Raw genomic sequence first — 18,135 nt, forward strand, 5'->3', positions numbered from 1 at the left:
ATCGCCGGCTACTGACTCACTGGGTCCGCTTGGCGCCTCGGGGCAGCTTCGCCGACGGGCTGTCAGTCCGCTTGGTGGCGGTCTGCCGGGTGGTCGACTTCGCGCGGGTGGCCTTCTTCACCGCAGCCGGCTTGGCCTCCACGATCTCGGCCACTTCGGCCGGGCTCGGCACCTCGGCCGGCGGAGTCTTCCCGGCGGTCGTGTCCGTGGACGCCCGCACCGGCGTGGTGGCGCCGGTCGCCTCGATGTCGCTGTTCACCGTGTCCGCTGCCTCCAGCACGCCGGTGCCCACCACGCGTTCGCCCCGCGCCACCAAGGCACCGTACGCGGCGAGCGCCCGCCCCTGCGCGGCCTGGGCACCGGCGACGACCACCGCGGCGTTACGGGTGGCCAACTCGCGCAGTCGGTCCAGATCGGCGGCTTCCCGCAGCTTGTTAAGTTCGGTCGCCCCGGGGAGCCGGTGCAGGTCCGCAGCCGCACGGAGTTTGTGGAGATCCGCGGCCTCACGGAGCTTGGCCAGGTCGGCGTGCTCGCGTAGCCGGTTCAGGTCGGCCGTCTGACGCAGCGCCCCGGCCGTCCGGTTTGCACTACGTATTGTGTGGTTGGCCTTCTGGCGCAGCTCGAAGCCGGTGACGACGGCTTTGCCACCGAGTTCGTTGACGACCCTGCCACCATCGGCGACCGCTCGGTCACGCAGTCCACCGACAACGGCGGGGAGTCTGCGCAACTGCTGTAGGGCCAGTTCACCGGCGCCGGCCGCAGCGTAGATCGGGGCGGGGATGCGATTGGTCCTGGGCTGTGTCATGTCTGCTTCTCCTCCTGGACCGCAGGCGCGGTCTTGCGGACCACCGTGCGGGCGGCCTTCCTGGCTGGGGTGCTGTTCGGGGCGGGTGCGGGACCCGCTTCGGTCACGGCGACCGATTCGAGAACCGCCTCGGTCGGGGTACCCGCCGCGGTGGTGGGTCCGGTCGCGGCCAGGTTCGCCACGTCGGGTGCAGTGAGGCCGTTCGCGTCGAGGGTGCCGGTCGCGGCGGATCCGTCGGTCCGGTTACCTCCGGCCGAAGTGCGGTCCTCGTTGCTCGGCTCGGCAGCTGTCGCGGTGGCCTCGGCCAGTCGCGCGTTTTCCCGGCGAAATGTCTCGTATATCTGGGTCAAAGACTGTTTCTGGGCCATCGTCAGATCCGGGTCGACCGCGATAGCGGCCAGCACACCCTGAGCCTCCCTGTCGTCGAGCAACCCGGCTCGCAGGTACATCGCCGGGGTGGAGACCCGCAGCGCGCTGGCGAGCTGCTGGAGCACCTCGGCGCTGGGCCGGCGCAGGCCGCGCTCGATCTGGCTCAGGTAGGGATTGCTGACCCCGGCCTGATCGGCCAGTTGTCGAAGTGAGATCTTGGCGTTCCGCCGCAGGTCACGTATGAACCCGCCGACGTCGGGAAGGTCCTTGGAAGCGGCCATGTCTCAACACTAACCAGCACTGCTAGCAGCTGCAAGCGTAACGCTAGCCAGAGTTAGCGAGGTCTCATCCGTCGGCTTGCGAACCGCTCGCGCCCGACCGTACCGTCCTGCGGTGACCAAGATCCAGGTAAATGAAGCCCTGCTGGCGTACGAAGAGACCGGCACCGGATCGCCCGTCGTGCTGCTGCACGCCGGCATCGCCGACCGCCGGATGTGGCGGGACCAGATCGGCGCGCTCGCTACCCGCCACCGGGTGATCAACCTCGATCTGCGCGGGTACGGAGAGTCCGACCTACCCCCGACCGCCTTCGCCCACCACGACGACGTGGTCGGACTGCTCGACGCCCTCGGACTGGCCAGTGCGGCACTCGTCGGCTGCTCCTTCGGTGGGGCGGTCGCGATCGACACCGCACTCGCCCACCCGCACCGGGTGAGCGCACTCGCCCTGCTCGGCACCGCGGTGTCCGGGCACGACTGGTCGGAAGCGACCAACGACCTGTGGGAGAACCTGGTCGGCGACGTCGACCCGGCGGACTTCGCCGCAGCAGCCGCAGGCGAGGTGCGGTTCTGGGTGGTGGGCCCGGAACGCGAACCCACGAACGTCGACCCCGAGCTGATCGCCTTCGCCACCGCGATGGACGAGCGTGCGCTGGCCGCCGAGTTGGCGTTGAGCGCCGTGGACGTGGCCGAACTCGACCCGCCGGCCATCGGACGACTCACCGAGCTGGCCATGCCCGTGCTGGTCGCGGTCGGCGCGGCGGACGTGCCCGACATCCGCCACCTGGCCGATCACATAGCGGCCGAGGCACCACACGCGGTGCGCCTGCCCGACGTACCCGATGCCGCCCACCTCCTCCCCCTCGAACGCCCCACCGAAATCAACAAGCAACTCCTAGCCTTCCTCCCCTGACACCCCACACCCTCGGCGTCGATCATGCAGTTGCGGTAGACGGCAGATGCGACTCACAGCACCATTCCGGGCGCCACAACTGCCCGATCGACGAAGAGCGCACCGGGGTGTGGGGTCACCAGAGGGAACGGGTGGCGCCAACGGGGAGGCCGCCGCCGAAGATCGGCGCCTCGGCGAACTCCGTGAGCACCGGGGCGTCGACGCCCAGCCTGCGCAGGGCCGAGACCAGGACCGGCATCCGGGCCCGGCCGGCACCATCGTCGATTTTCAGCGCCACAGCGCCGACCCCGGGCAGCACCGTCGCGATGACACCCTCCGCGCCGACCTTCGCCAGCAGTCCGGGTACGCCACGCATCAGCCGGGTGTCGTCTGCCTGCGTACCGCCGACCACCTCCGGGTGGGCCCGCATCGCATCGGCCACCAGGCCAGCCCCGGTGCCGCCCTCGGCAGTGACCAACCGCAGGTATGCCGTGGCCAGTCCGGTCAACGACGTGGACAGCACGGGAGCGCCGCAGCCGTCGACACCGACAGCCACCACCGCCTCACCGGTGAACTCCTCCACCGTGTCACGCAGCCGACGCTGGAGCGGGTGCTCGACACACCAGTAGCCCTCCCTGGACCAACCGGCCGAGCTGCAGGTCAACAGCATTCCGGCGTGCTTTCCGGAGCAGTTCATCTGTATCCGGGTCGGGCCGCCACCAGCCCGCAGCACCGCCGCCCGAGCGAGCTCGTCGACCGGCAGCTCCGGCGGGCAGTGCAGGGCATCCTCGTCGAGCCCGGCCCCCGCGAGCAGCCCAGCGACCCGGGCCAGGTGGAACTCCTCCCCCGCGTGGCTGGCCGCGACCATTGCCAGATCGGCGGATCCGGTGAGCGGCAGCCCGGCGCGGAGCATCCCGACCGCCTGCATCGGCTTACTCGCCGAGCGTGGGAAGATCGGCGAAGTGACGTCACCCGCGGCGGCCAGCGGCGCGCCGGTGTTGTCGAGCACGACCACCGAGCCCCGGTGCACGCCCTCCACGAAGCCGGACCGAACCACCTCGGCGAGCGGTACGCCGCCCTCGTACGTCATTCCCACAACGTGGACGGTACCGAGGCACTCGATCGACCCCACGCCGGGGTGAGCAGGAACCACAGCACCCGGCGTAAAGAACGCTGAGCGAAGTGTTCCTTACAGTCCGAGCAGGACACGTGCCTCGGCGGTGTTCAGCGGTGGGCGTTGGGCGAGCTGGGCGAAGCCGACCGCACGAGCAACCAGCTGCATGTTCGACTCCACCTGGCGGCCCTTCGCATACGTCACCGTGTCCTCCATCCCCACCCGCAGGTGACCGCCGGTCGACAGCGCGGCGAGCAGCACCGCAAGGCTGGTACGCCCGATGCCGGTCGCCGAGAACGTGGTGCCCTCCGGCAGCTCCCGGAGCATCTGCTGGGCAGCGACGAGCGTCGCGGTGGTGCCCGGCATGCCGCCCGGCACACCCATCACGAAGTCGACGTGGACGTGGCCGCCGTGCGGTAGGCCGTACCGCCCCAGCAGACGTTGCAGGGCGCTGAGGTGACCGAGGTCGAAGATCTCGTACTCCGGCACGATGCCGCGCTCCTGCATCCGGGTGTGCAGCTCGACGACGAACTCCCACCGGTTGAGGAAGACCTCGTCGCCGAAGTTGACCGTACCCATGGTGCAGGAAGCCATGTCCGGTGCGGCGTCCAGCACGGCGAGCCGGTCGGCCTCGGGATCGGTGACCGCGCCCCCGGTGGAGAGCTGCACGATGAGGTCGGTGCTCTCCCGCAGCGCCGCCACGGTCGCGCGGAGCCGACCCGGATCCAGGGTCGGCCTGGCCTCGTCGTCGCGGACGTGAACGTGGATCACGGAGGCGCCCAACGCCTCGCACTCCTTCGCAGTGAGCACCAGCTCGTCGAGGGTCACCGGCAGTGCCGGCACCTCGGTCTTCACCGACTCCGCGCCGGTGGGGGCAACTGTGATCAACGTCCCTGTCGTCATGCCGGCGATCCTAGAGCGCCCCCGGCCAGCCGCGGGGTCGGCAGGGTAGCCACCCCGGGCGACCGCCGGATCAGCGGACCGGGCGCAGGGCCCCGGATCCTCGCCGACCGGTCGGCCGAATCCGCAAACGCCCTACGAAGGATCGATGGCGGCGGCGCTGTCGCCGACGCGGAGTGCGGCGTCGTCGGGCACCGAGCGCTTGACCACCGCGAGCGCGACCTGGCCCAGCTCGTGATGAAGCACCGCAGTACCGACGAAACCGACCGTGCGGCCGTCCAGAGTCACCGGGCTACCGGCCACCGGTAGCTGGTCCGTGGACACCCCGTCGAGATGCAGCAACACCATCCGGCGCGGCGGTCGACCCATGTTGTGCACCCGGGCGACGGTCTCCTGCCCCCGGTAGCAGCCCTTGTCCAGATGCACAGCCGGGGCGATCAGATCGACTTCGGCGGGAATCGTCCGGTGGTCGGTGTCGACGCCGACCCGGGCCCGCCGGGCAGCCACCCGCACCGCCTCGTACGCCCACAGCCCGGCCGGGAGCACCCCGTTGTCGCACAGCCGCGTGACCAGCTGGTCCATCGCGTGCCGGGGAACCAGCAGGTCCACGCCGAGCGGACCGCGTCGGGCCCAGCCGCCCTGCGGCAGCGGCTGCACGTCGTAGCGGGCAGTCGGGCGGATGGGCAGCTCACCCGACCGGAACTTAGGACCGGGCACCCCCACCACGTCCGGTTCGGCGAGCGGCGGCACGTCGAGCAGAGCCACCGCCTCGGCGGTCTTCGGCCCGACCAGCGACAGCAGGGCGTGCTCGGCGGTGACGTCCCGGGGATCGACCTGGCTGAAGAAGCGCATCTTCTCCAGGTAGGTCAGCAGCCCTGCGGTCGCCCCCGGCTCGGTGTCAAGCCAGACGGTGTCGCCGTCCTCAGCCACCATGGCGTGCTGCTCGACACGGCCATGCGGCGACAGTACGAGCAGTTCGGTGCCCTGCCACCGGCCCAACCCGGCCAGGTGCTGGGTGGTGAGGGTGTGTAGCCAGGAGATGCGCTCCGCACCCGACACCGTGACGACACCCCGGTGGGACCGGTCCACCAGGCCGACCTCGGTGTCCAGCTGACGCTGTTCGCGCATCGGATCGCCGTAGTGCGCGGCCACGCCACGCACCCCGGCCGCGGTGTGCGTCGGCTCCGGCTGGTCCCGGCTGGACTCGTCGATGCTCTCCACAAGCACCGCGCCCGGCATGTCGATCATGAATGCTCCCCGTCTACGCACCGCGCGCACAAGCCGAAGAAGGAGACGTGGCCGATGTCCACCCGAAAGCCCCGATCACCGGCCAGCTGGTCGGAGAGCGGATGCAGCAGCTCCGGATCCACCTCGTCGATCGCGCCGCACTCGCGGCAGACCAGGTGCACGTGCTGGTCCTCCCCTGCGGCGTGGTAGGTCGGCGATCCGTGCGACAGGTGCGTGTGCGTGACCAAGCCAAGCCGTTCCAACAGCTCCAACGTGCGGTAGATGGTGGTGATGTTGACCCCGGCGGCAACCTCACGTACCGCCGTGTGCACCTGCTCAGGGGTGGCGTGCCCCAGGTCCAGCACCGCCTGGAGGATCAGCTGTCGCTGCGCCGTCAGCCGCAGCCCACGGGCGCGGAGCAGTTCCGCGAGGGAGGATTCGGACACCCCCCGATCATAGTTCGGTCGCACGCGTCCCCCCGACAACGAGCAGCGCCACTAGGCTCGGGCCTCATGATGACCCCGCGGATCGGAGTGTTGGGTCGCGGGCTGCTGCCGGCCGGTGAACCAGTGCTGCGCGGCGACGACCTCGGCGTACTACGCGGCGACGGGCTCTTCGAGACCATGCACCTACGCGACGGGCGGCCCTGGCTGCGCCGGGAGCACCTGGCCCGGCTGCGAACCGGAGCGGCTGCCGTGGAACTGACCCTGCCGGCGGACACCGCCCTGGTCGAACTGCTCGACGAAGTTGCCGCCGGCTGGCCGGTCGAGGTGGAAGGCGCCCTCCGGCTGGTCTGCACCCGAGGACCGGAGGGAGGCGGCTCGCCCACCGTGTACGCCACCTTGTCGGAGGTCCCCCCATCGGCCCGGTACGCCCGGCACGACGGGGTGGGTGTGGCCACCCTCTCCCTCGGGGTTCCCGCCGAGGCCCGCCCGGAACTGGACTGGCTGCCGGCGGGCATCAAGTCGACGTCGTACGGGGCGAGCAGCGCCGCCCGGCGCTGGGCAGCCCGGGCCGGCGTGGACGACGTACTCTGGATCTCCTCCGACGGGTACGCCCTGGAAGGCCCGACCGCCAACCTCGTCTGGCTGGCCGGGGAGACGCTGTGCACGGTGCCCGCCCGACGCACCGGCATCCTGCCCGGCACCACCGTCGCCTGGCTTCTCGCACACGCCGCCGAGGTCGGCTGCGGCGCCGCCGAACGCATGATCACCCCGACGCAGCTGCGCGATGTCGACGGGGTGTGGCTCACCTCGTCCGTCCGCGGCCTGGTCGCGGTGCACACCCTCGACGGAACGCGACTGCCTCCCAGCCCACACACCGGAGCACTACGGGAACTGCTCGGCTTTCCGCTGCCCTGAACCAGGCCCGGCGGCAGCCGGCGCGGCCCGCACCCCCGCCTACGAGTGACCGGGTTGGAAGCGGATCAGCCGGCGACCCGGACGAGGCGGGCCGACAGGTGCGGAGACAGCGGCTGACCCATGGCGGCCATGTCCTGCGCGTAGAGCAGGGCACCCTCGACGATGCCGAAGAGGCGATGCCCGGCGGTGACCTCCTTGGCGGTGGAGGTACGCACCACCGCGTCGGTGACGAACTCCACCTGGGTGCCCCTGCGCCGGCCGAGATGCAGCTCCATCACCCCCGTGGGTGTGGTCAGCAGTGCCTCCAGCTCGTCGGTGGCGCGGTCGCCGTCAAGTACCGGACGCCACCAGCCGACCTCCCGGCCCGCCGGACGCACCGGACGGCTCTGCTCGTCGAGGATCCACGCCCGCGACTCGTAGAGCAGAAACGGCCGCCCGTCATGGCTGATCCGGATTTCCTGGGCGAAGTCGAAGTCCTCGATGTTGGGGAAGCCGCCCCGACCCCGACCCCGCCACACCCCGATGTACGGCAGCAGGCCGTCGAGCGTGGGATGCAGCTTCGGGCCGACCCGCAGGTCGTGGCTCTCCTCGAAGGGGTACGCCTCCACCGGCGGCGCGTTCAGCCAGGGCGGCGGAGCCAACGGATTGTCGTCACTCACGACGCCATCTTCGTCCGCGACTGCGGGGCTGGCAAAACCGGCTCACTCCTCGCGCTCACCACAATCACCTTCGTTCGCGACTGCGGGGCTCGCAACACCGGCTCACTCCTCGCGCTCACCACAATCACCTTCGTTCGCGACTGCGGGGCTCGCAACACCGGCTCACTCCTCGCGCTCACCACTTGCCTCTTGACACGCGGACCGCAAGGTAGACCAGGCCACCGGCGAGCGCGCCGAGGCCGGCGACCAGCAGGCTGACGAACCCGATCTCGGTGACCATTCGGGTCATCCTATGCTGGCGGCATGGCCCGCACTCTCGTCGTCAAGGCCACCGCCGGCGCCGACGCACCGGAACGGTGCGCCCAGGCGTTCACCGTGGCGGCCACCGCAGGTGCCGCCGGGGTACCCGTCTCACTCTGGCTCACCGGGGAGTCGACCTGGTTCGCGCTGCCCGGCCGGGCGCAGAACTTCGAACTTCCCCACTCGGCCCCGCTGGCCGAACTGCTGCACGTCATCCTCGCCACCGGCACGGTGACGGCCTGCACCCAGTGCGCTGCGCGCCGGGACATCGACTCCGGCGACGTCATCCCCGGGGTGCGGATAGCCGGAGCTGCCGTCTTCGTCGAGGAGACGATGGCTGAGGGAGCGCAGGCGCTCGTCTACTGAACCCGGCTGGCCAGGCGCACCGGGAAGCCGACAGAACCTGCCCGACAAGGCGGACGAATGCCTACGATTCGGGTGTGACCGAGGCCACCCAGCAGTTCTTCGCAGCCCTGCCGGCCCGTGCCCCGGAGGTCCTCCGCTCTCCGGCCACGGGGACGCTACGGATCGACCTGTCCGACGGGCAACGCACCGAGCACTGGCTGATCCGTATTCGTCCGGGAGTTGTCGAGGTCGACCAGGGGATGGAGCACAGCGATGCGACCTGGTACTGCAGCGAGGATCTCTTCGACCGGCTGATCGTAGGGCGAGTCCACGCTATTTCCGCGTTGTTCCGAAACGACACCGCTTTCAGCGGCGACGTGGTGCTGTTTCTCGCTTTCCGACGGTTCTTCCCGTCCCCACCCGGCACCCGGGACCCCCGCGAGGTCGCCCGCGAACACGCCAGGTGGACCCGGTGAAGGAGCTGGTGAGCATCCTCGACGGCAACACGTTCCTGGTCAGTGACCGCCGGGGCGACGTCGAGCCCTCGCTGGACTTTCCGACCGGGCTGTTCGCCTTCGACACCCGCTTCCTGTCCACCTGGTTACTGCTCATCGACGGCGAGCGGCTGCACGCCCTCTCCATCGACGACGCGGAGTCCCACCGAACCCGTTACTTCCTCGTGCCGGGCGAACCGACCCACTTTCTGGACGCGCAGCTCTCAGTGATCAGGCATCGGGCGATCAGCGGTGATCTCTCCGAGGAACTGACCGTACTCAACCACTCGGGCCAGGAGAAGAGCTTCACCGTCCGGGTGGAGATGGCTGCCGACTTCGCGGACATCTTCGAAATCAAGGACACCCAGCGCAAGAAGGGGCACGACACCGCAACGGTCGGCGAGGACTCGCTGCGGCTGACCTACCGGCGCGACGCGTTCCACCGGCAGACGACGATCCGGAGCAGCACGGCCGCCCAGGTCGACCGCCGGGGCATGACCTTCCCGATCCGGGTCGGACCGCACGGCGAATGGACCACCCGGTTGACGGTCACCGTTGTCATCTACGGTGCGCGCGGTCAGGACATCCGCTCGGTGCTGCCCTTCGCGGGCAGCCGGACGACAGCTGCGATCGAGGCAGAACACGCCGAGTTCGTCGCCATGGCGCCGAAGCTGGGCTGCGACTGCGAACCAATGGTCCTGGCGTACCGGCGCAGCCTGACCGACCTGGCCGCGCTGCGGTACGAGTCGATCACGCTCGGCGTCCGGCTGATGGCCGCCGGCCTGCCGTGGTTCATGACGTTGTTCGGCCGGGACAGCATCTTCACCTCGCTTCAGGTACTGCCGTTCGTACCGGAGCTGATCCCACCGACGTTGACCATGTTGGCGGGGCTTCAGGGCCATCGGGTCGACGACTTCCGCGACGAGGAGCCGGGCAAGATCCTGCACGAGTTGCGCTACGGCGAGTCGACCGGCTTCGAGGAACAGCCCCACTCGCCCTACTACGGCGCGGCCGACTCGACCGCCCTGTTCGTGATCCTGCTCGACGAGTACGAGCGGTGGACCAGTGACGTCGAGCTGGTCAAGCGCCTGGAGTTCTCCGCGCGGGCCGCGTTGAACTGGATCGACACGTACGGCGACCTGCTCGGCACCGGATACGTCTGGTACCAGACCCGCAGCCCGCAGGTCGGCCTCGAAAACCAGTGCTGGAAGGACTCCTGGGACGCGATCTGCTACTCCGACGGGCGGCTGCCGAGCTTTCCGCGAGCGACCTGCGAGTTGCAGGGCTACGCGTACGACGCCAAGCTGCGGGGTGCCCGGCTGGCCCGACTGTGCTGGGACGATCCGCTCTACGCCGACCGGCTGGAACGGGAGGCCGCAGAGCTGAAGGAGCGGTTCAACCGGGACTTCTGGCTACCGGACAAGGAGTACTACGCACTGGCGCTGGACTCCGACGGAAGCCCGGTCGACGCGCTCACTTCCAACATCGGGCACCTGCTCTGGAGCGGCATCGTCGACGAGTCCCGAGCCCGGCGGATCGCCGAGCACCTCCTCGGCCCCCGGCTCTTCTCCGGCTGGGGAATCCGTACCCTCGCCGACGACCAGGGCCGCTACAACCCGATCGGCTACCACGTCGGCACCGTCTGGCCGTTCGACAACTCCATCATCGCCTGGGGGCTGTGGAAGTACGGTCTCCGGGAAGAGGCGGGACGAATCTGCGAGTCGATGTTCGAGGCCTCGCGCTATTTCCTCGGCCGGCTGCCGGAGGCCTTCGCCGGCTACGAACGTGACCTGACCGACTACCCGGTGGAGTACCCGACCGCGTGCAGCCCACAGGCGTGGTCGGCGGGCACCCCGTTGCTGCTGCTACGGGTGATGCTCGGACTCGAACCGCAGGGCGAGCACCTGATCATCGACCCGTTCGTACCGGCCGGAGTGGGCCGGGTGGAACTGCTCGACATCCGTGGCCGCTGGGGCCGGGTGGATGCGTTGGGTCGCAGCCGCGACAAGGGGCCCAGTCGGCCGGAATGAGCGAAGCGCACCCCGGCAGTCCGAGGCAGAGTTCAGCCGGCGCAACCTGTCGTCGCGGAGACGACGATCCGCTCCGGCTGGAAGTCGGCGAGTACCGCCACGCCGTCGCGCCGGTAGGCGTACACGTCGGGAGTCTCCACCACCGGCGTGCCGCCGGCCAGCGGTGCGAGAGCGGCCTGGGGCGCCGTTGACACCTGGTCGACGACGGCGCGGATCGTACGGGCCGTCCCGCCACCCGGGCAGGGTGCGCCGATCACCGACTGGGGGGTGCCGTCGTGGGCGTCGAGGGCACGCACCGCCTCGGCCAGCACTGCGGTCTCCGGGCCGGCGGGGACAGACCCGCCGCTGTCGTAGTCCTCACCCACCGGCCGGCACCCGGTGTCCACGGTGAGCCGGATCCGACCGTCGGTCGCCGGCCGCCCGGTCACGGTGACGAACTCGCCCGCGTCGCCGCGTAGTCGGGGGCCTTCGGGGGTGAGCCGGACACCGGCCCGCCACCGTGCGGGCAGCAGGTCGGCGATCTGCTCCAACAGGGCCTGTTCCTCGCCCACGGGCGCGGCGAGATCGACGGCGCGGGTCAGCGTCGCTCCGTCCGCGAAAGGACTGATCCGGCAGCCCCGGTCGACCTCGGGTGGGGTCAGGGCCGGCACACCACCGCTGGCCGCCGCGACGAGTTCACCGATCGCGCCGTCGACAACCGGCCCGGCCTGCGTGAGGGTACGCTGCTCACGGACGGTCGGCGGGTCCTCGGTCGAGGACCTCCAGGTGAGACCGGCCAGCAGCACCGCCCAGACCACCGTCACCGCGATCAGCCAGGCCGGCCACCGGGGGTCGGCAGCCGGTGGCCGGGGACCGGTCGACGGGGAGTACCCGGGGTGGACGGCGTTGCTCACCCGGCCATCGTGTCACGCCTGGTGCGACCTTCCGTTGGGACCGCCGTCGCCGGACTCCGGTGGCACGCTCAACCGGTAGCCGACGCCGCGCACGGTCTGCACCTGCGGCCCGTCGGGCAGCGTCCGCAGCTTGCGGCGCAGCCGCTTCACCGCCGAGTGCAGGATCGCGGTGTCGCCGAGGTAGGCACCACCCCAGACGGAGGCGAACAACTGTTCGTAACTCCACAACGTGATCGGCGGGCTCACCAGCCGGGCCAGCAGTTCCCGTTCGGTGCGGGTCAGCCCCAACGGGGCGCCACGCCAGGTGACCAGGTGTCCCACCCGGTCGACCACCAGGTCACCCCAGCTGGCCGGCCGTTCCGGCGAGTGTTCGCCGGACGTGTCGCCCGACCCGTCCGGCTCTGCCGGTGGGGCGGGGAACACCGCGCGTAGTTGGGCGAGATCCGCGCAGATCACCACCGGCCCGACACCTTCGAGCCGCTGCACCACGCGTTGCCGGACGGTGGCATCGGAGCTGACGCAGACCAGGATCGGAAACTCTGGACCGGACACGACGCCTCCCCCGGGACATCCCTGAAGTGCGACTCCCACCGATCGCCAGTGACGGTCACCGATGACGTCGGTTTCAGACTAGCGGTCAGCATCGCGCCTCGTCACTGACCGAGTACTGACCGACGCGTTCCATTGATCACGGACGGTCAGCGCAAGAGCATGACTTTCAGCGGGCGGAGGCACCACCACCGGCCACCCACATCGCTCCGGCCGCTCCGTGCCGCCGCATCGCGGTGCGCGGGTGTGCGGGCCCGAACAGATCGGGCCGACGACGTGGGGAGGAACCTTGTTCACACGACCATCCACCCGGTCACCACGATGGCGGGCGGTTGCGGTGCTGACCGCCGCCGTGCTGTGCGTCACCGGCCAGCCCGCGCTCGCCGCGCCGGACCGACCGGTACAGCAACGGGCCGCAGTCGACGCGGAACTGCTCGATCAACTCGACACGACGCCGACCGCACCGTTCCTGGTCTACCTGGCCGAGACCGCGCCGTTGGCGCAGGCCGCCCGGATGCGTAACCCGGACGGCCGGGCCGGAGAGGTGCACCGGCTGCTCACCACCACCGCCAGCCGTACCCAGCGCGGCCTGCGTACCCGGCTCGACGCGCTTAAGGTGCCGCACACCGCGTACTGGATAGCCAACGCGGTACGGGTCGAGGGCGACAAGGCGCTTCTCGACGAGATCGCCCGCCGACCCGAGGTCGCCCGGATCGAGCCGAGCCGCAGCTACCCGCTGATCCAGCCCACCACGACCGAGGCCGCGCGGGCACGCACCGCCGCCATCGAATGGGGACTGACGAACATCGGCGCACCTCAGGTCTGGGACGAGTTCGGTACCCGTGGTGAGGACGTCGTGGTGGCCAACATCGACAGTGGCGTCCGCTACGACCACGCCGCCCTCGTAGCCTCCTACCGGGGCAACCTCGGCGGCGGCAGCTTCGACCACGCGTACAACTGGTTCGACCCGACCGGCGTGTGCACCGGCACCGCGCCCTGCGACAACAACGATCACGGTACCCACACGATGGGCACCATGGTCGGCGACGACGGCGCCGGAAACCAGATCGGTGTCGCACCCGGTGCGAAGTGGATCGCCGCCAAGGCATGCCCGTCGGTCAACTGCTCCGACGCCGCACTCCTCGCCGCCGGCCAGTGGATGCTCGCCCCCACCGACGCCAACGGCCAGAACCCCCGGCCGGACCTGCGGCCCGACATCGTCAACAACTCCTGGGGCGGCGACGGGGGCGACCCCTGGTACCAGCAGACCGTCGCCGCCTGGCGGGCCGCCGGCATGTTCCCCGTCTTCTCCTCCGGTAACGAGGGCCCGGCCTGTGGCAGCGCCGGCTCACCCGGCGACTACACCGACGCGTACGCCGTCGGCGCGTACGACGTGAACAACGTGATCGCCGGTTTCTCCGGTCGCGGCTCCGGCACCGATCCGCTGAAGCCCAACATCGCCGCCCCCGGGAGCAGCGTCCGTTCCAGCGTCGGCAACGGCGGATACGCCTCGTTCAGCGGCACCTCGATGGCGGCTCCGCACGTGGCCGGCACGGTGGCTCTGCTCTGGGCGGCGGCACCCGGACTACGCGGGAATCTCACCGCGACCGAGGAACTGCTGGACCGTACGGCCCGCGACGTCGAGGCCACCACCTGCGGAGGCACCACGGAGGACAACAACGTCTTCGGTGAGGGACGGCTCGACGCGTACGCGGCGGTACGGGACGCGCCGCGCGGGCCGGTCGGCCAGGTCACCGGAACCATCACCGACTCCGGTGACGATGATCCGCTGTCCGGCGCGACGGTGACCGACGGCCCCCGCAGCACCACCACGGGCGCCGACGGGCAGTACACGCTCACCGTTCCGGCCGGCGAGACCACGCTCTCGGTGAGCGCCTACGGCTACGCCGACCAGTCGGCGACGGTGACGGTGCCCGACGGGGGCACCGTGAACCGGGACTTCGCGCTGTTGGCCACTCCGGCGGTCACGGTGAGCGGAAAGATCACCGACGGTTCCGGCCACGGCTGGCCGCTGTACGCCAAGATCGATGTCGCGGGTCGGCCCGGTGACCCGGTCTTCACCGATCCGGTCACCGGCCGCTACTCCGTCACCCTGCCCGGCAACACCGCGTACCGGCTGACCGTGACCGCCCGGTACCCGGGTTACCGCACCGTCACCCGTGAGGTGGCCGTGGGCGACGACCCTACCGAGGTCGACGTGGCGGTACCCGTGGACGCGGCCTGCACCGCCGCCGGCTACACGGGACAGTTCGGCACGCCCCTGCTCACCGAGAGCTTCGACGCGACGAGCGCACCGGACGGTTGGAGAGTGCAGAACCGCACCGCCTCCGGCGGTTGGGTCTTCGACGACCCCGGCTCCCGGGACAACCTCACCGGCGGTACCGGCGCTTTCGCGATCATCGACAGCGACGACCTCGGCTCCGGTAACACGCAGGACACCGATCTGGTCACCCCACCGGTCGACCTGTCCACGACTGCCGCACCGGTGCTGCGGTTCCGCAGCGACTGGCGGGCCGTCGGCATCAGCGACACCGCCGACGTCGATGTCTCCACCGACGGTGGGTCGACCTGGACGAACGTCTGGCACCAGACCGCCAGCCGGCGTGGTCCCCGGGTCGAGGAGGTGTCGCTGGCGCCGGCCGCGAACGCCGCTTCCGCGCTGGTCCGCTTCCGGTTCAAGGGCACCTTCGCCTGGTGGTGGCAGGTGGACGACGTGGAGGTGGTGAACCGGGAGTGCTCGCCCGTGCCCGGTGGGCTGGTGGTCGGCACCACCACCGACCGCAACACCGGTGACCCGCTCAACGGCGTGACGGTGGTCAGTGACCACCGTCAGGGGGAGCGGGCGGTCTCGGCGGCCACGCCCGAGGACCCGGCCGAGCCGGACGGCTTCTACTGGGTTTTCTCCACCCTCACCGGCACCCACCCGTTCACCGCCGGGCGCAGCCCGTACACGTCGGTCACCAAAGAGGTGCCGGTCACGGCCGACCGGGTCAAGCGGGCGAACTTCGCTCTCCTCGCCGGCCGTCTGACGGTCAGTCCGACGTCGGTCGAGTCCCATCAGCCGTACGGCAGCACCCGCACCACCCGGGTGACGGTCAGCAACACCGGCAGCGCGCCCGCAAGCGTCGACCTGCTGGAGCGCGCCGGCCAGTTCGACCTGCTCAAGCGGGAGGGCGCGCCGCTGCGGGAACAGAAGATGAAGGGGATCAGCAAGGCCCGCACCGGTTCCGCGTACGGCGGGGTGGGGCCGCAGGCCGCCGTCGAGGACGAGGCGTGGACCGACATCGCCAAGCTGCCGGCGGCGATCTACGACAACGCCGCCGCGTGGTTGGACGGGAAGATCTACTCGGTCGGCGGTGGCGGCGGCACCGGCACCGAGCGCAAGGCATGGGCGTTCGATCCGGGGCCCGGGGCCTGGACCGCCCTGCCCGACCTGCCGTCAGTGCGTTCCAAGCCCGCCACGGCGGCCATCGGCGGCAAGCTCTACGTGCTCGGCGGCTGGGGTGCTGACGACGCCCCGGTTGCCACCGTCGACGTCTTCGACCCGGCCAGTGGCACGTGGAGCACACTGCCGGGCGCGACGAACCCGGTTCCGGTCGCTGCGGCCGGCGCGGCCGTAGTCGGTGGGAAGGCGTACCTGGTGGGTGGCTGTACCGACGCCACCTGCACGGACAGCGACGCACTCGTGGTGTTCGACGCGGCAACCGGATCGTTCAGCACCGCTGCCGCCTACCCACACCCGGTGTCATGGCTGGCCTGCGGTGGGATCGGCGCCTCGGTCTACTGTGCCGGCGGCACGGGCAGCACCGAGTACACCGACGCCTACCGGTACGACCCCGCTGCCGACAGTTGGAGTCCACTGCCGGAGCTGCCGTTGGAGCTGTGGGGCTCGCAGTACGCGGCGGCCGGCGGGCTGCTGGTTCTCGCCGGCGGGGTGACCGACGGGTCGACCGCGGTCACCAACCGTACGGTCGGCTTCGACCCGGTCACCGGGGCCTGGCGTGACCTGCCCAACGTCCGGTTCAGTCGGTACCGGGGAGCCGCGACCTGCGGCGCGTACAAGATCGGCGGATCGCCGAGTTCGTTCGTGGGCAGCGCGGACAGCGAGCGGCTCGGCGGCCTGGAACTCTGTGCCGCCGAGGGGGACCTGCCCTGGCTGAGTAGTTCCCCGACCACGTTCACCCTGGCACCGGGTGAGTCGAGGACGGTGACCGTCTCCCTCACCGCCACCGAGACGGCGGGCGTCGACCAGCCCGGCCGGTACGCGGGCGAACTCACCACCGCCTCGGACAGCCCTTACCCGGTCACCCCGGTCTCGGTGGTGATGAACGTGTCACCGAAGGGCAGCTGGGGCAAGATCATGGGCAGCGTCACCGGTACGACCTGCGGTGGTGTGACCGTCGGCATCCCGGCGACGGTACGGGTGAACCTGATCTCGGCCGGCACCGGCACCACGCTGACCGCCGAAGCCAACGGTCGCTACGCCTGGTGGCTGCCGAAGGGTCGCTACGAGGTGATCGTGGCCAAGGACGGCTGGGTGCCGCAGGTGAAGCGCCATCGCATCGAGGCGGGCATCGTCGGCACGCTCGACTTCGCCTTGACTCCGGCCTCCACCTGCACCAGAGCCACCGGCATCTGATCCTCCCGGTGGCCCGCGCCCAGACGGGGACGCGGGCCACCGGGTGATCAGAGCGTCGTGCTCAGTCGGTGACGGTGACTGCTACCTCGTTGATGCCACGATTGGCGGTCACCGTGGTGTCCCCGTTGCCCTGGCGGGAGAGCGCCCGCAGGGTCCAGTCGCCCGGCGCGGCGAAGAAGCGGAACTGACCGGCCGCCGAGGTCACCACCTCGGCGGTGAACTCACCTGTCGAGTCGAGCAGCCGGACGTACGCGCCCGGCACCGCCTCGCCCGCCCCTGAGCGGACGACACCCGTGATGACGGTCTCCCGTTCCAGGTCGAGGCCGGCAGGCAGCGGAGCGGCCTGATCGGGGGCCGCGCAGCCGGCGGTGGTGCTTGCTGCGGTGGGTGCGGTCATCTCAGGCCTCCCCCGGCTCGTCGCCGAGCGCCACCGGTACACCGACGAGCGAGCCGTACTCGGTCCACGATCCGTCGTAGTTCTTCACGTTGCGGTGGCCGAGCAGTTCCTGGAGCACGAACCAGGTGTGCGAGGAACGCTCGCCGATGCGGCAGTAGGCGATGGTCTGCTTGCTGTCGTCCAGCCCGGCCTCGCCGTAGATCTTGCGTAGCTCGTCGTCGGACTTGAAGGTGCCGTCCTCGTTCGCCGCCTTGGACCACGGCACGCTGATTGCGGTCGGGATGTGGCCGCCACGCTGCGCCTGTTCCTGCGGCAGGTGGGCGGGGGCGAGCAGACGACCGGCGTACTCGTCGGGGCTGCGGACATCGACCAGGTTTTTGGTGCCGATCGCGTCTACGACCTCGTCACGGAAGGCCCGGATGCTGGTGTCCGGCTCGCTGGCGGCGTACTGCGTGGTCGGGCGGGTGACGGCGTCGGTGACCAGGGGGCGGGCGTCCAGCTCCCACTTCTTGCGACCGCCGTCCAGCAGCTTGACGTCGCGGTGGCCGTAGAGCTTGAAGTACCAGTACGCGTACGCGGCGAACCAGTTGTTGTTGCCGCCGTAGAGGATGACGGTGTCGTCGTTGCTGATGCCCCGCTCGGACAGCAGCGCCTCGAACTGGGTCTTGTTGACGAAATCCCGGCGGATCGGATCCTGGAGGTCGGTCTTCCAGTCCAGCTTGATGGCCCCGGCGATGTGGCCGGAGTCGTAGGCCGAGGTGTCTTCGTCGACCTCGACGAAGACGACGCCCGGGGCGTCGAGGTTCTTCTCGGCCCACTCGGCCGATACGAGTGCGGTGTCGCGACTCATCAGATCACTCCC

The 18,135-nt window shown here is 70.3% G+C and carries 18 protein-coding genes; 6 read left to right on the forward strand and 12 right to left on the reverse strand.

Translation table 11 applies throughout. The features are described 5' to 3' along the window. Window positions 1-16 precede the first annotated feature (16 nt). Window positions 17-805 (reverse strand): hypothetical protein, encoded by a 789-nt coding sequence (locus HCA58_RS02215; protein WP_169596012.1) that lies wholly within the window; start codon window positions 803-805, stop codon window positions 17-19. Then, the gene (locus HCA58_RS02220) at window positions 802-1,455 is read right to left on the reverse strand and encodes a helix-turn-helix transcriptional regulator (RefSeq protein ID WP_169596013.1); all 654 of its coding nucleotides are present in this window, start codon (window positions 1,453-1,455) and stop codon (window positions 802-804) included. Before HCA58_RS02220 ends, HCA58_RS02215 begins: the two co-directional genes overlap by 4 nt. Window positions 1,456-1,567: 112 nt before the next feature. Here HCA58_RS02220 and HCA58_RS02225 point away from each other — a divergent pair, with 112 nt between their 5' ends. Next, complete coding sequence (locus HCA58_RS02225) at window positions 1,568-2,365, forward strand: alpha/beta hydrolase (RefSeq protein ID WP_169596014.1); 798 nt, start codon at window positions 1,568-1,570, stop codon at window positions 2,363-2,365. Between the two features lie 115 nt (window positions 2,366-2,480). Here HCA58_RS02225 and HCA58_RS02230 read toward each other — a convergent pair whose 3' ends face one another. The 4 genes from HCA58_RS02230 to HCA58_RS02245 all read right to left on the reverse strand — a co-directional run bounded on the left by HCA58_RS02230 (window position 2,481) and on the right by HCA58_RS02245 (window position 6,031). Further along, window positions 2,481-3,434 (reverse strand): asparaginase, encoded by a 954-nt coding sequence (locus tag HCA58_RS02230; RefSeq protein ID WP_169596175.1) that lies wholly within the window; start codon window positions 3,432-3,434, stop codon window positions 2,481-2,483. Between the two features lie 99 nt (window positions 3,435-3,533). Then, window positions 3,534-4,361, reverse strand: coding sequence for a 3-keto-5-aminohexanoate cleavage protein (locus HCA58_RS02235; protein WP_169596015.1), 828 nt, complete (start codon window positions 4,359-4,361; stop codon window positions 3,534-3,536). A gap of 132 nt (window positions 4,362-4,493) precedes the next feature. Beyond that, window positions 4,494-5,606, reverse strand: a complete 1,113-nt coding sequence (locus HCA58_RS02240) for a folate-binding protein YgfZ (protein WP_169596016.1) — start codon at window positions 5,604-5,606, stop codon at window positions 4,494-4,496. Further along, a complete protein-coding gene (locus tag HCA58_RS02245) occupies window positions 5,603-6,031 on the reverse strand; it encodes a Fur family transcriptional regulator (RefSeq protein ID WP_169596017.1) in 429 nt (142 codons plus the stop codon). Before HCA58_RS02245 ends, HCA58_RS02240 begins: the two co-directional genes overlap by 4 nt. Before the next feature lie 66 nt (window positions 6,032-6,097). Between HCA58_RS02245 and HCA58_RS02250 the strand changes: the two genes are divergently transcribed. Then, window positions 6,098-6,946, forward strand: a complete 849-nt coding sequence (locus HCA58_RS02250) for an aminotransferase class IV (protein ID WP_169596018.1) — start codon at window positions 6,098-6,100, stop codon at window positions 6,944-6,946. A 65-nt stretch (window positions 6,947-7,011) separates the two neighbouring features. Here the strand turns inward: HCA58_RS02250 and HCA58_RS02255 are convergent, their stop codons facing one another. Both HCA58_RS02255 and mtfM read right to left on the reverse strand, forming a co-directional pair. Continuing rightward, window positions 7,012-7,605, reverse strand: coding sequence for an FABP family protein (locus HCA58_RS02255; RefSeq protein ID WP_169596019.1), 594 nt, complete (start codon window positions 7,603-7,605; stop codon window positions 7,012-7,014). A 175-nt stretch (window positions 7,606-7,780) separates the two neighbouring features. Next, window positions 7,781-7,885, reverse strand: a complete 105-nt coding sequence (mtfM, locus tag HCA58_RS23795) for a small membrane protein MtfM (RefSeq protein ID WP_277351194.1) — start codon at window positions 7,883-7,885, stop codon at window positions 7,781-7,783. A gap of 23 nt (window positions 7,886-7,908) precedes the next feature. Between mtfM and HCA58_RS02260 the strand changes: the two genes are divergently transcribed. The 3 genes from HCA58_RS02260 to HCA58_RS02270 all read left to right on the forward strand — a co-directional run bounded on the left by HCA58_RS02260 (window position 7,909) and on the right by HCA58_RS02270 (window position 10,774). After that, window positions 7,909-8,271, forward strand: a complete 363-nt coding sequence (locus tag HCA58_RS02260; protein ID WP_169596020.1) for a DsrE family protein — start codon at window positions 7,909-7,911, stop codon at window positions 8,269-8,271. 74 nt (window positions 8,272-8,345) lie between these two features. Then, complete coding sequence (locus HCA58_RS02265; RefSeq protein ID WP_169596021.1) at window positions 8,346-8,726, forward strand: SCP2 sterol-binding domain-containing protein; 381 nt, start codon at window positions 8,346-8,348, stop codon at window positions 8,724-8,726. Continuing rightward, the gene (locus tag HCA58_RS02270) at window positions 8,723-10,774 is read left to right on the forward strand and encodes a glycogen debranching N-terminal domain-containing protein (protein ID WP_169596022.1); all 2,052 of its coding nucleotides are present in this window, start codon (window positions 8,723-8,725) and stop codon (window positions 10,772-10,774) included. The genes HCA58_RS02265 and HCA58_RS02270 overlap by 4 nt, the downstream gene beginning before the upstream one ends. A 32-nt stretch (window positions 10,775-10,806) precedes the next feature. On the opposite strand, the gene HCA58_RS02275 is transcribed toward HCA58_RS02270, so the two are convergent. Then, complete coding sequence (locus HCA58_RS02275; RefSeq protein ID WP_346775849.1) at window positions 10,807-11,667, reverse strand: hypothetical protein; 861 nt, start codon at window positions 11,665-11,667, stop codon at window positions 10,807-10,809. Window positions 11,668-11,679: 12 nt separating this feature from the next. After that, window positions 11,680-12,219, reverse strand: coding sequence for a winged helix-turn-helix domain-containing protein (locus HCA58_RS02280; protein ID WP_169596023.1), 540 nt, complete (start codon window positions 12,217-12,219; stop codon window positions 11,680-11,682). A gap of 286 nt (window positions 12,220-12,505) precedes the next feature. Here HCA58_RS02280 and HCA58_RS02285 point away from each other — a divergent pair, with 286 nt between their 5' ends. Next, complete coding sequence (locus HCA58_RS02285; protein ID WP_169596024.1) at window positions 12,506-16,876, forward strand: S8 family serine peptidase; 4,371 nt, start codon at window positions 12,506-12,508, stop codon at window positions 16,874-16,876. 61 nt (window positions 16,877-16,937) lie between these two features. Here the strand turns inward: HCA58_RS02285 and HCA58_RS02290 are convergent, their stop codons facing one another. Together HCA58_RS02290 and HCA58_RS02295 are read right to left on the reverse strand one after the other, a co-directional pair. Further along, window positions 16,938-17,273, reverse strand: a complete 336-nt coding sequence (locus HCA58_RS02290) for a DUF1416 domain-containing protein (protein ID WP_169596025.1) — start codon at window positions 17,271-17,273, stop codon at window positions 16,938-16,940. A gap of 1 nt (window position 17,274) precedes the next feature. After that, window positions 17,275-18,123 carry a sulfurtransferase gene (locus tag HCA58_RS02295; RefSeq protein ID WP_169596026.1) on the reverse strand — a complete coding sequence of 283 codons (849 nt, stop codon included), beginning with the start codon at window positions 18,121-18,123 and terminating at the stop codon, window positions 17,275-17,277. Window positions 18,124-18,135: the final 12 nt, after the last annotated feature.

This window comes from Micromonospora sp. HNM0581, assembly GCF_012726175.1.
Classification (GTDB): Bacteria; Actinomycetota; Actinomycetes; order Mycobacteriales; family Micromonosporaceae; genus Micromonospora.